Below are 14,769 nucleotides of genomic sequence, written 5' to 3' on the forward strand. Positions count from 1 at the left end.
TTTGGCTGGCTCAAGGATTGGCGCCGTGTGGCAACCCGTTACGACAGGTGCCCGAAGGTCTTCCTCTCAGCAATCGCCATCGCAGCTCTCGTCATCTATTGGCTATGAGTCCTGACCCTAAGGCCCAAACTTGGCATTACCAATGGTAATAAGGATCGGTTCGAGGAGGGGCCGGGTTTAACTCCTGCTTTCCTCATCCCAAGGAATTCCGCTAGTGTCGGCACCGACCTGATATGAGTGATGCCGCCACATGATCGAAATCCGCGACCTGCAACTGCTCAGCGCTTTGGCGCGGCACCGGCATTTTGCAAAGGCAGCCGAGGAATGCGGGATTTCCCAGCCTGCGTTTTCAATGCGTATTCGCAACCTAGAGGATCGGTTGGGCGTGTCCATCGTCCGCCGCGCCAACCGGTTTCAGGGCCTGACCGAAGAGGGCGAGATGATCGTCCAGCGGGCGCGGCGCATTCTGGACGACACCAAGGCCTTGGAACAGCAGGTGCAGGCGGCAAAGGGGGAAATCACGGGGACTCTGATACTGGGCGTGATCCCGACTGCAATCGCCTTTACGGGCCGGTTGATCAAGCGTCTACAGCAGGCGCATCCGCGCATCATCACTCGGATCGAAACGATGTCGGCTACGGCCATTCAACATCGGCTGGACGAAGGCAGTCTGGATGCGGGCATCACATATGGCGACAGTATCGGCACCGATTTGCGGCAGGTACAGTCGCTGTATGAAGAAACCTATGTCCTGTTGATCCCGTCTCATATGACAGACGAAACGGGGCCAATTCCCTGGGCGCGGGTCGCCGAATTTCCGGTCAGCCTGCTTGAACCGCAGATGCAGAACCGCCGCATATTAGACCGGATTTTCGCAGAACAGGGCCTGCATCCTCATGTGGTCGCGGAAACCAGCGGGTTCACTGCCTCAATGGTCATGGCGCGTGAGGGATTGGCGGCCACCGTGGTGCCACGCGTGTTAGTACGGGCGTTGGGGGATCTGAAGGGAACAAAGGTTCTGCCTTTGGTCGATCCGGTGGTCAGCAAACCTATCTGTCTGGCGACCCTGACACGCGATCCGGAACTGCCAACGGTTGGAGCGTTGCGCGCGGTGGTGACGTCTTTGCGGTGATAAGGTGTCGTTATCGTGCGATTGAAATATGCGATTTGACGATATGCTAGTCTGATGAGACACGGGGCCTGAATCGGAGGGCATCATGGCACCATTAGATACCAAGCCATCAGGCGCGCCAAAGGGCGTCTGGAAGTCAGGTAAAGGCAAGGGGCGGCACACACCCAAAGGCCGTCAGTTCACGGATGAGGCACAGGCCGAGATCACGCGCCTGCTGGGCGATCGTCCCCGCCGTCGCGACCTTTTGATCGAATTTCTGCATCTAATTCAGGACGAACACGGCCATATCAGCGCCGATCATATTGCTGCGCTGGCCGTCGAGATGCGGATTGGTCAGGCCGAGATATATGAGACCGCCACCTTCTATGCCCATTTCGATGTGGTGAAAGAGGATGAAACCCCGCCGCCCGCGCTGACCATCCGCGTCTGCGATTCCCTGTCCTGCGAAATGGCCGGTGCCCAGCAGTTGCAAAAGGCGTTGGAAGACGGTCTTGATCCTTCCAACGTCCGTGTCCTGCGTGCGCCTTGCATGGGTCGTTGCGATACTGCGCCTGTGCTGGAGATCGGGCATAACCATATCGACCATGCCACCCCTGAAAAGGTGCAGGCGGCGATTGCTGCGGATGATACCCACGCCCATCTGCCCGCCTATGAAACCTTTGCAGCATATGAAGCAAACGGCGGCTATGCAAAGCTGAAAGAGCTGCGCGAGAGCGGTGATTGGGAGAAAGTACAGGAAGACATCCTGTCCTCGGGCTTGCGCGGTCTGGGTGGTGCTGGCTTCCCGTCCGGCAAGAAATGGGGCTTCGTTCGCATGAACGAAGGCACCCGTTATCTGGCCGTGAATGGCGATGAAGGCGAGCCTGGCACGTTCAAAGATCGCTTCTACCTCGAGCGCACGCCGCATGTCTTCCTTGAAGGCATGCTGATAGCTGCCTGGGCGGTAGAGGCCGAGACCTGCTTTATCTACATGCGCGATGAATATCCGGCGGTGCTGGAAATTCTACGCCGCGAGATTGCCGAGCTGGAACAAGCTGGCCTGATTGAAAAGGGATATATCGATCTGCGCCGGGGCGCCGGTGCCTATATATGCGGCGAAGAATCCGCGATGATCGAGTCGATCGAAGGCAAGAAAGGCTTGCCGCGTCACCGGCCTCCGTTTGTGGCGCAGGTTGGGGTCTTTAACCGTCCGACCTTGGTGCACAATGTCGAGACGCTCTATTGGGTGTCGAAAATCTGCCGCGAGGGGCCGGAATGCCTCAACAGCACGGAAAAGAATGGGCGCACGGGTCTGCGCAGCTATTCGGTCTCGGGCCGGGTGGCGCAGCCGGGCGTCTATCTACTGCCCGCAGGGTCGACCATTGTGGATGTGATTGAGGCCGCTGGCGGCATGGCCGAGGGTCAGACTTTCAAGGCGTATCAGCCGGGTGGGCCGTCTTCGGGTCTGCTGCCTGCGTCGATGGATGATATCCCTCTGGACTTCGACACCTTGCAACCACACGGGACGTTTATCGGTTCCGCTGCTGTGGTGGTTCTGTCCGATCAGGATACGGCCCGCGATGCTGCGCTGAACATGTTGCGCTTCTTCGAGGATGAAAGCTGTGGCCAGTGCACGCCCTGCCGGGCGGGCTGTGAAAAGGCGGTCAAGCTGATGCAGGCTGACAAGTGGGATCAGGATCTGCTGGAAGATCTGTGCCAGGTCATGGGCGATGCCTCGATCTGCGGTCTGGGGCAGGCGGCCCCGAACCCGATCCGTCTGGTCATGAAACACTTCGCTGACGAAATCTGAGGGAGACAGAGCCATGCTTGATGCAAGCCCAACCAAGACCGTCACCTTCAACCTGAACGGCGATGATGTCACCGTGCCCGAGGGCTGGACCATCTGGGAAGCCGCCAAGGGGCAGGGGTTCACCATTCCGCACCTGTGTCATAAGCCGCAGCCGGGTTACAAACCCGACGGCAACTGCCGCGCCTGCATGGTCGAGGTGGAAGGCGAGCGCACTCTTGTCGCTTCGTGCATTCGCCCTGCGGCGGACGGCATGGTGGTGAAAACCGACAGCGACCGTGCCGAGAAATCGCGCGCAATGGTCATGGAATTGCTGGTCGCCGATCAGCCCGAGGTGGCCCACGACAAATCCAGCCATTTCTGGGACATGGCCGAACTGAACGATGTCAGCAACAGCCGGTTCCCGGCCAAAGAGGTCGAGAAAATCCCGTTGCTGGATGACAGCCATATCGCGATGCGGGTTAATCTGGATGCTTGCATCAACTGCAACCTCTGCGTCCGGGCCTGCCGGGATGTGCAGGTCAATGATGTGATCGGGATGGCCGGGCGCGGTCACACCGCGCAGGTGGTGTTCGATCAGAACGACCCGATGGGCGATTCAACTTGTGTGGCCTGTGGTGAATGCGTTCAGGCCTGTCCGACCGGTGCCCTGATGCCTGCCACAGTGCTGGACGATCAGCAGCAGGGAGACAGCAAGGATTACGATAGCGAAACTGAAAGTGTCTGCCCGTTCTGCGGCGTAGGCTGTAAGGTTTCGCTGAAGGTCAAGGACGGCAAAGTCAAATATGTCGAGGGCATCAACGGCCCCGCCAATGAAGGCCGCCTGTGTGTTAAAGGCCGGTTTGGGTTCGACTATATCCACCATCCCCACCGCCTGACCAAGCCGCTGATTCGGCGCGAGGATGCGCCCGCCAAGGGGCTGAATGTCGATCCTTCGAACCTGTCGACCCATTTCCGCGAAGCGACCTGGGAAGAGGCGATGGACCTGGCGTCCTCCAGACTGAAGGCGCTGCGCGACCAGGACCCACACAATGTCGCGGGCTTTGGCTCGGCCAAATGCACCAACGAAGAAGCATATCTGTTCCAGAAGTTCATTCGTCAGGGATTTGGGCACAACAATGTCGACCACTGCACGCGTCTGTGCCACGCCTCATCGGTGGCGGCGCTGATTGAAAACGTCGGTTCGGGTGCTGTGACCGCAACCTTTAACGAGATCGAAAACGCGGATGTGGCCATCATCATCGGGGCCAACCCGATTGAGAACCACCCCGTTGCGGCGACCTACTTCAAGCAGTTCACCAAACGCGGCGGCAAGCTGATCGTGATGGACCCGCGCGGCGTTGGCATGCGCAAGTTCGCCGATGAGATGCTCCAATTCCGCCCCGGTGCCGATGTTTCGATGCTGAACGCGATCATGAACGTGATCGTCGAAGAAGAGCTGTATGACAGCCAGTATATCCACCGCTGGACCGAGAACTGGGAGGCCGAGAAGGAACACCTGCGCGCCTTCACCCCCGAAGCGATGGCGCCGATCTGCGGTATCGATCCTGATCAGCTGCGCCGCGTGGCGCGCATCTTTGCACAGGCCAAGGCCGGGCTTATTTTCTGGGGTATGGGTGTCAGTCAGCATATCCACGGCACCGACAATTCGCGCTGCCTGATCTCGCTGGCGTTGATGACCGGCAACGTTGGTAAACCCGGCGCGGGCCTGCACCCGCTGCGCGGTCAGAACAATGTGCAGGGCGCGTCGGACGCGGGCCTGATCCCGATGTTCCTGCCCGATTACAAAACGGTGACCGATGACAACATCCGGGCACAGTTCACCTCGGTCTGGGGGTCTGAGGATTTCTCGAACGAAAAAGGCTTGACCGTCACTGAAATCATCGATCAAGCATATGCGGGCAATATCAAGGGCATGTATATTCAGGGTGAAAACCCAGCCATGTCCGACCCCGATGTAGGCCACGCGCGGGACGCACTGGCCAAGCTAGAGTTGATGATCGTGCAGGACATCTTCCTGACCGAAACGGCGAACTACGCCGACATCATCCTGCCTGCCTCGGCGCTGTATGAAAAGAACGGCACCGTGTCGAACACCAACCGTCAGGTACAACGAGTGCGCCCAGCTGTGGCGCCTCCGGGTGAGGCGCGCGAGGATTGGAAAATCACCGTCGAACTTGCGCAGCGCATTGGTCTGAACTGGTCTTATTCGGATGTGTCCGAAGTGTTTGCCGAGATGAAGCTGACGATGGAGTCTCTCGACAACATCACCTGGGAGCGGCTGGAGACCGAAACAATCACCTACCCGTCGCTGTCTGAGACCGATCCGGGCCAAGCGATTGTGTTTGGTGATGGCTTCCCTCGTGCCGATGGGCGGGCCAAGTTCACTCCTGCCAGTGTGATCCAGCCGGATGAAGCGCCGGATGAGGAGTATCCGATGATAGCCACCACGGGTCGTCAGCTTGAACATTGGCACACAGGGTCAATGACCCGCCGGGCCACGGTGCTGGATGCGGTTGAACCAGAGGCCAACTGTTCGATGAACCCACGTCAGCTAAAGCTGATGGGAATCGAACCGGGCGAGACCATTCGCCTGACCACCCGTCGCGGCTCGATCGAGATCATGGTGCGTGCCGACCGGGCGATTGCAGAGGACATGGTGTTCATCCCCTTTGCCTATGTTGAGGCGGCGGCGAATATCCTGACCAACTCAGCCATCGACCCTTATGGTAAAATCCCTGAGTTCAAATTCTCGGCCATTCGCGTAGAAAAGATCGAAGACGCAATCGCGGCTGAGTAAGAGTGTCGGAGTAGAATTTTTGAGGGCGGCCTTGCGAGGTCGCCCTTTTAGGTTTCCGCGACGTCAACGCGGAAATAGGCATTTCCCACTCAGCTTTGCGCCATTTGCGCCATATTTCTCTGGTTTCAGCAATTTTGAGCCTAAGAAAACGCCACCAAAGCGCCCATTTTGCGGTCGTCAGGTTAGGTCTTGATTGGGTTTGGAAACGAAATTGGGGAACCGATTGCGCAGGGCCCGAACCTGTGGGCAGTCGGGCCTAGGCGCCGAAGCCGAAATAGATGGTAGTAGTGCGATCAGAGCAACAAGGGCTGAATGAAACCGCAAGACGTGTATAACGATTTGAAACAGGCTAAGCTTTCGTTTGTCGTATTGCCGGGTATGTCGGTTGATGCGATCCTGAGCGAAGTCCTTAGTTTTTTCCTGTCCAGAAACTTCCTGATGTTTCTGCCTGCTTTGATGCTGCTGCTCATTGGTGCGACGCCGTCATTGTTTGCTGAACCGCTAAACGGGCTGGGGCGCACGATCTATTGGATGTGCGGATTGCTGGGGTATATGGGCTCGGTGGTGCTGATGTTGCTTTTTGAAGCATTCTGCAGCCGATATCTGGGCATCAAACGGTTTTTCACCCCGCTGACATGTTTTCCCATTGCGTATGGGGCGATGCAGTTTGCCCAATTCGCAACGACAATGGTTTTCAGTACATTTCTGTCTTTCAGCTTTGAAAACTCGCCGCTTTTGCTGCCTCAGTACTTTCTCGTCGTTGGAATTGAAGTGATCGTAATCGTTTGGGTTTTTCCACCTTATCTGGCCCGCCTGCGCGCCAGCGATCCGCAACCCGAGGACGAGCCGGATAGCAGAGTGGAATCCCGTGTTCCTGTGGCCAATGGTTTAGTGTCCGCCAATGGGCAAAATTTTTTGGCCAAGGACATTTTGTTCGTTCAGGCTCAGCAGCACTATGTCACCCTGCGTGTAGATGAAAAAGAAGTGCTGGTGCGTTCAACGTTCAAAGGCATCCTATCGCAAATGCCAGAATGCTATGGCCTACAGGTGCATCGGTCCTTTTGGGTTGCCAATCGGTGTGTGGATATTGCTCAAAGCCTGAATGAAGTCGGATATCTGGTTCTGGGCTGCGGCAAAAAGATCGCTATCGCCCGTAGTCGGCACGGCGCCGTGCGTGATTGGCTGTCCGAGATGGCGTCAGCGGAAAGCCCGGCAACAGTCAAAGCTTCACCACAACAAACCTGACATCGTTCGGCAGAAACATCCGGCTTATCGGTTCGTTTAGATAATCCACCTTCCCATCGCTACTGGGTACAGAATACGCAGTGGATGGGAAGGTGGGCAGTTCAATATTCTTAGTAATGAAAAGATTTGAATTTTGATCTTTTGCTTTCCCCGATTTTGAGTTTTTCCCCCTCTATAATCAGGTCGTACTGGTCAACACGTCACTCGATAAAGACGCCGCAAAACCAGGCGCTGCCTTCTTTTCCTGCATAGGCACGGACCTGGCAATGAAATTGGTACGAAACGTCAAAAATTCGAAACGAACGGCAATGAAAATTCGTGTCGCACGAAATGAATAGAGCGACTTGTGCATTCGCTGTCATGTTAAGAAGTTGATAGTAAAGGGGTTAATGAAACTCCCTGCCTTCCTGTGATTTGGCCCGAAACTGTTGTCACAGATGCAGAGTTCCGCGCAGGATTAGTAGTCGCGCTCGAAAAAGACACCCAATCCCGTTTCCCCTCGCCCGTCAACGGTTCCGCGCATGGTGATATTATCGGTGACGTCCAGATTGAGGTTCACTTCGGTATTTCCTTCGGTGTTCACGTTAAAGTCGGTATAGAGATTGTCACCCAGATACGCCCCGGCGCCCAAAATTCCGCCGCTTGACGTTGCTCCGATATCGACTGTGTCGACACCGGTCGACTCCCTCAGACCCTTGGTCGCATCCCCTCCTGCACCGCTGAGCTGCGCCAGCGAAGCCGCCATCTGGGCAATGACAAAGGGGGACAGCTCAGAGAAACGGTTGCCAAACAACAGCATGGCCAGCGCCTCTTCTGCTGGCCGTTCCGGATCCGAGAACACGTTGACTTCGGGGGCGTCCAGCGGCCCGGCGATTTCGATTGTAGCGGTCCCGTCCGAGGTGCTGTTTGAGGATTCAAATTCGATATAGGGTGTCAAGTCGCCTTGTAGGGTTACGATCCCTTTTGTCAGGGCCAGCCTGCGGCCCAGAATGTCGAAATTGCCTCGGATTAGAGCGATCTGGCCCGAAGGAATGATCGAGGTTGTTGTACCGCCTATGTACAGCTGTCCGCCGAGTTCGGCATTCACGCCTCGACCTCGGACAAACACGGCCTTGGGGGCGAGCAGAGCGATGTCCAGCGCAATACGGGAATCGCTTTGGGTGGCATCGTCCTGTTTTACCAAACGAGCACGTTCCCGAGTCCTATAGCTGGCCGCGTTTTCGTTGATATGTTCGATCTCTGGTATGGGTGCAGCGCCGACCGCACCCGAGGCGGCGGCGAGATTAATATTGGTTTCCTCGAATGTAATTTGCCCGACTATTGTGCTGTTGCCAGCCAAAGCTCCGGTCATTGCGATTTGCCCGTTCAGGATCGTCTCGTACAAAAGCTGATCCGTCAGCACGAGACGATTGAGCGTGGTCGTAATTTGCGCATTGAACGGAGGCGTCAGGTCAATCGGGCCCGCGACGGTGAAATTACCCCCGGCGCGGGTTCCACCATTTAGGGAGATGTTGGCGCGGTTGTTGGCCAACTCGACCGCGCCGCTGATGCCGGTAATGGTCTGACCGGCACCCGGTATCGCCAACGAGGTTCCAGAGGTCGTGATCGACCCGCTGAGCGCCTCAAGCGAGGGTTGGCCATTCAAGCTAAGGTCGTACCGCGCAGTCCCGTCGATTTGGTTGGGGGTGATGAACAGGTTTGCGATACCGATATTAACCCCGCCTTGCGCATTCAGATCGGCGTTTCCTGTGGTTTCATCGAACGTGCCCGAGATTTCGCCGGTGATCTGTGCCGGACCCTGCGCCGAAGAGTTGATGGTCCAGACGCCTGCCTTGCGCTTTGCGGTCCCATTGGCGGTGATTGTACCTGGAAAGTCTGGGGCGAAACGCTCGACCTTGTTTAGCTCGGCGTCAAAGTCCAAGTCTGCCGATCCGTCAGAGCCGACAGACCCCGTCAGCGACGCGTATGAACTGTCCGGCCCACGCAAGCTGACTCTTCCTTCAAGGCCTGAAGCTGTTGGCGCGGCGTTGCCTTCCAATGTGAGTGGTCCTGACAACGTCTTGGAAATCCTCGCAAGATCGTCCAGCTTTACCGAATAGCTCAGCCCGCCGGTCTCTTTGCTGACCTGACCCGAAGCGTCTGCGGTCAAGGCGGTGCCCCGCAGTTTGAAGTTTTGGACATTCAGACCCTGATCACTGTTCTCGGCATCGACACGCAGCGTCGTTCGACCTTCGATCAGTTTGTCGACGAGACTGATGCCAATCTGGACGTCCTGCGCATCGACATCGCCGGCTATGTCGAAGGTCTGGCTGGACAAAGCTCCGTTGCCATTGATATCCGCGGTAACCGACCCGGCAAGATCCCGGCCCGCGAGATCCGAAAATAGCGAAAGATCAGGGACAGTCACCTGTGCCTGACCATCAAGAACTAGATTCCCGGTTGGGTCATCAATCGACGCGCTCACCTGCGCGGTCAGCGCCTGGCCGTTGATCGTGGCGTTGCGTATGTCGATAAGGTCTCCCGTTTTCGCACCATCCCAGGCGATCACGGTTTTGCCTGCAAGCAGAGGATCGACTTCGGACATACCTGTCTGCAGATCCTGCGTCGTAATGCTGGCCGTGCCATCAAACTCTTGCGTCTGCAGGGTGCCTTTGCCGTCCATTTGTGCGCTGAGCGACCCGCCCAGCTGCCGCTGGGCCAGCCCGGAGAATACCGAGAGGTCGGGCGCGTTGAGGCTGGCCTGACCGTCGATTGTCAGATTGCCATCAGGCGTGGTCACTTCGCCACTTGCCTGTGCCTGCGCGGCCTGACTGTTCAGTTTGAACTCGCGTATGGATATTCCATCCGCCCCACGGCGAGCATCCAGAGCGATGGTGGTCTGGCCGGTGATTACGGGGTCGATATCGTTGCGGCCCGTAGACAGGTTGTTGCCCTGAACAACAATTTTGCCATCAAAGCTGCCCTCAAGCGGAGAACCCTTGCCCTGAACCTCTGCCGACGCCGACCCTGCCAGTTCCAACTGGGCAAGGCCAGAGAACCGGGACAGGTCGGTAGCGTCCAGCGTTGCTTTGCCATCAACAGCCAATCCGCTGGTTAATCCGCTAATCAGCGTGTCCAGGGCCAGAGTGTAATCCGACCCGACCAGTTCGAAACCGGACAATGTCAGCGACTGGTCATCACCATACTCAAACTGCCCGTCCAGCGTGATGCGGTCTCCGACGGCTGTGTTCAGGTTCGGATCGGTCAGATCTATGCCAGTGACGCTGGCCTGCAGATCGCCGTTCACCGTAAATCCAAGGGTCTGATCGAGCACGCCTTGCGCGATAATTTGCATGCTCTCAAGTTCGGCCTGGGGGGATTTGAACTTATCTGCTGTCAGGCTAAGATCCCAGAGATTGCCGTTCTTCTGATCAAACAAGGTCGAGATCTGCGCGGACTTGATCGTTTTGTCACCACCGCCAACCGGAAGCGTGACCGCCTGTCCCTGCGGCGGGGTAATGCGTCCCTGCAAGGCGGCAAACTGCAATGTGCCACCTTCGGCAAGGGCCAACTTCCCCTCAAGGTTCAGGGCCTGCGTTGCAAGCTGAAGATCGGACAGGTCCAGCGCCCCTTCGGGCAGGGTCTGACCTTGCACGAACAGCCGCGAGTCCGCCCCGAAAAACGGGTCGATGGCAGGGCCGACGAAAGGAGTCAGGTCTCCGTTCAGATCGGCGGTAAATGCTATGCCTTCCGCAGTGTCGTCAGGGGCCGAACCAAGCCGAACCTGCCCGGCCAGACGCTGCTGCCCGTCACTGCTCAGCCCGATATCGGCGGTGAAATCCGTCAGCGGTCCGGCGCCTTTTGCCGTCAGCTCGATCGTTGGGCTGTCGGGAATGTTCAAAGCGGTCGAAATAAGCCCGCCGGATGCCTCGGCCACGTTCAGGTCCAGATTGATCTCGCTTGTCGAGTTGTCGAACCCGGCGGTCAGTGTGATCTCATCTCCGGCACGATCCAACCGCACCACGTCGAGATTGGTGTCCAGCGTTCCATCAGCAAGCGACAGATTGCCGGTGACGGATAAGTCGGCGGCCACCCCAATCAGCGGCTGCCCCAGCGACAGCTGATCCACGCGGATTTCGCCGATTTCAACTGCGACAGGCAGCTCGGGCAGCTGGAATGTCTGGGTTTCCGCAGAAGGAGGAGGGGCATCTTTGGTTGTGGTGCCCGGCGCGCGGGCTACGTCGATCTCTTGCGCTGTCAGCGCATTGACCGAGAACCGCCCCCGTATCAGGGCCAGTCTGTTCCAATCCAGTTCGGCATCTTTGATGGTCAGCCAGACGCCCTCATCATCCGATACCGTGATCTCTGCGATTGTGGCCCGTGCGCTGAGGGCGCCTTGCAAGCCTTTGACGGTTACGTTCTGATCATCACCGGACAGGGTATCCTGCAGAAACTGCTCTAGCATACTGCCGCCTTCGTCCTGCGCCAGAACGGGGTACGGCACCCACAGCAGAACAGCAGCCAAAACTGGATATGAGAAACGATGTGTCAAAATGCCTGACCAATTCCGATGTAAAACTGCAGACCATCTCCGGTGTCGCCCTGAACGGGAAGGGCCAAATCGAGACGCAAGGGGCCAAAACCGCCGAGGTCATATCTGATCCCAAGCCCGGCGCCGGAATGGCTCTCTGCAGCGCTGCTGACAAAAGAGGACGTGTCGACAACACCATAATCATAAAACCCGACCAGCGATATTGTCTCGGTGATTTTGCCGCGAACTTCGCCAGATAGACCGAGGAAAGACTTGCCGCCAGCAACCTCATTGCCAACAGGGATGCCGAGGCTCTCATAGGGCTGACCGCGCACAGTGCCCGCACCGCCCGAAAAGAACAGGAAATCGGGTGTGACCCCGTCCAAGGCGGGTCCTACAATCGACCCAATCTGGACCCGTCCGGCCAGCACGAGACGACCTTGCGTCCGCAGACTGGTATAGGCACGCGCGTCCGCAAACATCCTGAGGCCTGTTTCTGTGTCGGACAGGCCGACAAATGGCATCACACGGGCATCCAGGTAATAGCCGCTGGTGGCGCTGACCTTGCTGTCCCTCTCATCCCATTCCGATCGGAACGGCAGGATGAAATAGCGGAACTTACGCCCGTCGCCATAGGCGTCATCCGCATCCGACCACTGAAACCCGACGGATGCTTCGGCGTATAGGCGGTCTGAAAATGTGCGTCTTGCACCATAGGCCAGTGACGTCACAGTCACGTTGTAATTATCGGTGTTGCGACGTTCCAGAAGGGCGCTCCAGAACGTGCTGTCATCGGGGCCCAGCCGGTCGGGCTGATCCAGCCGTAGCCCGATGCGCCCGTCCAGATCCTCGGCCCCGCCAATATTGCGCAACGATGCCTCAAACCGCAGCCGTTGGGCGCGGCGGAACACGTTGCGATGCGTCCAGGTCGTCGACAGCTCCATCCCGTCGCGCGAGGCCACTTCCAAACCGAAGGTCAGGCGGCGTTTGGGCATGTCTTCAAGATAGACATCGAAATCCAGGGAGCCATCAGGGTTGGGAGTGTCGTGCTCTTCGATCGAGACAATATTAAACGTGCCGGTGCGGCGAAGCCGGGTTCCGACCTTTTGCACCTGCTGGGGGGAATACACCTCTCCGGTTGGGAAGCCGGCGATTTGTTCGACGGACCTGTGGCGAACATCGCTGTCGCCTTTGATGTACATTTTTCCAAAGCTCAGACGCGGTCCCGGGGCGAGGTCAATGCGGGAATCCAGCTTTGCCTGGGCGTGGCGGGCAATGACTTTCTGGCCGCTGACCTCGGCCTTGGCATGACCAGCGTCACGCCATCCCTGCACGCCTGCTGACGCGGCTTGCTGAATGGCGCCGGTGGTGGCCAGTTTGCCCGTCGCATAGTCTTCGGGAAGAACCGTTTCGGTCGCGATCGGCCGGACCACCGCCTGGCCAAATGTGAAGGTTGGGCCGGTTTTAACAGCAATCACGATTTTGTTGATCTGATTGGGCACGTTGAGTGAGCTGAGTTCCGCCGCCTCTTTCCCGTCCAGTTTAATGCTGACGACGGGACTGAAATAGCCTTCGTCATAAAGGATCTGAACAATGGTGGTATAGTCCGACAGGGCCGCTGACAAAAGTTCAAGCGGTGTGTCCAGCCCGCGGGATTCTGCGGTTGTCACCGATGCGGTATCTTCGATCCGTTCAACCAGCGCTTTCGGAGCGCCCGGTGCCGTGAGGACGGTTTCCAATGCGGCCAGCGATGTGGGTAATGTGGCGACGACTATTCCGAACAGACAATTTCTCACAAAGCTGCATTGTCTTATTCGCTGCATCTATTGGCTCCAGCTGCCCCAACTAGAAATTAACTTCGGCGCCTTTTCGGATGTGGCGGCCCCTTAAGGATAGTTAGAACATCTGTAATCGTGTAGGGGAAGTGTTTATCGTTTGGCCAAGAAAATTAGCGGAACAAGTGATGGCTCAGTGCCAGTTCAAAGGCCAGCATTGCGGAACCAGCGAATGATCGCCGCGCGATCTTCCGGTTCCATATAGGTGACATTTGCGGGTGGCATGGCGTGACTGACACCGGCCTGCAGGTAAATCTGTTTCGCATTGCGGGCGATGTCACCTTGGGTTTCCAGAAGAATGCCTTTTGGCGCCCACAGGATGCCGTCCCAAACCGGTTCGCGCGCATGGCACATGGAACAGCGCCCCAGAACGACATCATGTGCCTGTTCGAACCCGTCTGCTGCTGCGTATTTCTGTTCAAATGCGGTGAGCGGCTGTGCCTCGGCCTCCTCCAGAGGTTTGTACATAGGCGCGGTGGACAGCCACATGATGGCGATGAACAGAAGAGCGGTCACCAGCCAGGTCCAGGTCGGATCACCGGCGCGGGCGTGGCGTGTATTGAAGTAGTGACGAATTGTGACACCCATCAGAAATACCAGCGCCGCAATGATCCAGTTGTATTGGGTGGCAAAGGCCAGCGGGTAGTGGTTCGAAAGCATCAGGAAAACCACTGGCAAGGTCAGATAGTTGTTATGAGTCGAACGCAACTTGGCGATCTTGCCGTATTTCGGGTCCGGGGTGCGGCCATTCTTAAGGTCGTCTACGACGATGCGCTGGTTCGGCATGATGATGAAGAATACATTCGCTGTCATGATCGTGGCGGTGAATGCGCCCAGATGCAGCATCATCGCGCGCCCGGTGAATATCTGGTTGTACCCCCAGCCCATCACCACCAGCAGGACAAACAGCAGCACCATCAGTAATGTTGGGCGCTCACCCAGGCCGGATTTGCACAGGAAGTCGTAGATCAGCCAGCCAATAGTCAACGAGGCAGCCGAGATCAGAATGCCCTGCCACAGCGCCAGATCGGCCTTTTGCGCATCAATCAGATAAAGCTCTCCACCAACCCAGTAGACGATCATCAACAGCGCAGCTCCGCTAAGCCAGGTGGCATAGCTTTCCCATTTGAACCAGGTCAGATGATCCGGCATCCGCTCGGGTGCGACGAGGTATTTCTGAATATGGTAAAAGCCGCCGCCATGTACCTGCCATTCTTCCCCGTCGGCGGGGCCGGGGATATCCCGATTCAGGCCAAGGTCCAGAGCGATGAAGTAAAAGGATGATCCGATCCAGGCGATAGCAGTGATTACGTGCAGCCAGCGCACAGCAAATGCCATCCAATCCCAGAACACGGCGAATTCAAACATGAGAGTTCTCTCCAGTAGGTTATAGTCACCCTAGGCAAACTGGCTTTTCTTCGGTATTCCCGTATATTGTCAAACTGTATCAAAAAAAACGAT

7 protein-coding genes and 1 pseudogene are annotated in these 14,769 nt (G+C 57.2%); 5 read left to right on the forward strand and 3 right to left on the reverse strand.

The annotated features are described in order from the left end of the window. The 5 genes and pseudogenes from FN806_RS19065 to FN806_RS19085 all read left to right on the forward strand — a co-directional run. Positions 1–108, forward strand: a pseudogene (locus FN806_RS19065) (IS5/IS1182 family transposase); the annotation flags it as partial. A 142-nt stretch (positions 109–250) separates the two neighbouring features. Further along, positions 251–1,132: a LysR family transcriptional regulator gene (locus tag FN806_RS19070; protein WP_142640095.1), complete on the forward strand. Its 882-nt coding sequence runs from the start codon at positions 251–253 to the stop codon at positions 1,130–1,132. A gap of 85 nt (positions 1,133–1,217) precedes the next feature. Further along, the gene (locus FN806_RS19075) at positions 1,218–2,921 is read left to right on the forward strand and encodes an NAD(P)H-dependent oxidoreductase subunit E (protein WP_142640097.1); all 1,704 of its coding nucleotides are present in this window, start codon (positions 1,218–1,220) and stop codon (positions 2,919–2,921) included. A 13-nt stretch (positions 2,922–2,934) separates the two neighbouring features. Further along, positions 2,935–5,718, forward strand: coding sequence for a formate dehydrogenase subunit alpha (gene fdhF / locus FN806_RS19080; protein WP_142640099.1), 2,784 nt, complete (start codon positions 2,935–2,937; stop codon positions 5,716–5,718). Between the two features lie 312 nt (positions 5,719–6,030). Then, positions 6,031–6,963, forward strand: a complete 933-nt coding sequence (locus FN806_RS19085) for a LytTR family DNA-binding domain-containing protein (RefSeq protein ID WP_142640101.1) — start codon at positions 6,031–6,033, stop codon at positions 6,961–6,963. A gap of 457 nt (positions 6,964–7,420) precedes the next feature. On the opposite strand, the gene FN806_RS19090 is transcribed toward FN806_RS19085, so the two are convergent. The 3 genes from FN806_RS19090 to FN806_RS19100 all read right to left on the reverse strand — a co-directional run bounded on the left by FN806_RS19090 (position 7,421) and on the right by FN806_RS19100 (position 14,676). Next, positions 7,421–11,467: a translocation/assembly module TamB domain-containing protein gene (locus tag FN806_RS19090; protein WP_246097349.1), complete on the reverse strand. Its 4,047-nt coding sequence runs from the start codon at positions 11,465–11,467 to the stop codon at positions 7,421–7,423. Between the two features lie 23 nt (positions 11,468–11,490). Continuing rightward, a complete protein-coding gene (locus FN806_RS19095) occupies positions 11,491–13,296 on the reverse strand; it encodes an autotransporter assembly complex protein TamA (RefSeq protein WP_142640103.1) in 1,806 nt (601 codons plus the stop codon). A 156-nt stretch (positions 13,297–13,452) separates the two neighbouring features. Beyond that, positions 13,453–14,676 (reverse strand): urate hydroxylase PuuD, encoded by a 1,224-nt coding sequence (locus tag FN806_RS19100; protein WP_142640105.1) that lies wholly within the window; start codon positions 14,674–14,676, stop codon positions 13,453–13,455. Positions 14,677–14,769: the final 93 nt, after the last annotated feature.

Origin of the sequence: Ruegeria faecimaris (genome assembly GCF_900182615.1) — a bacterium.
Lineage (GTDB): Bacteria > Pseudomonadota > Alphaproteobacteria > Rhodobacterales > Rhodobacteraceae > Ruegeria > Ruegeria faecimaris.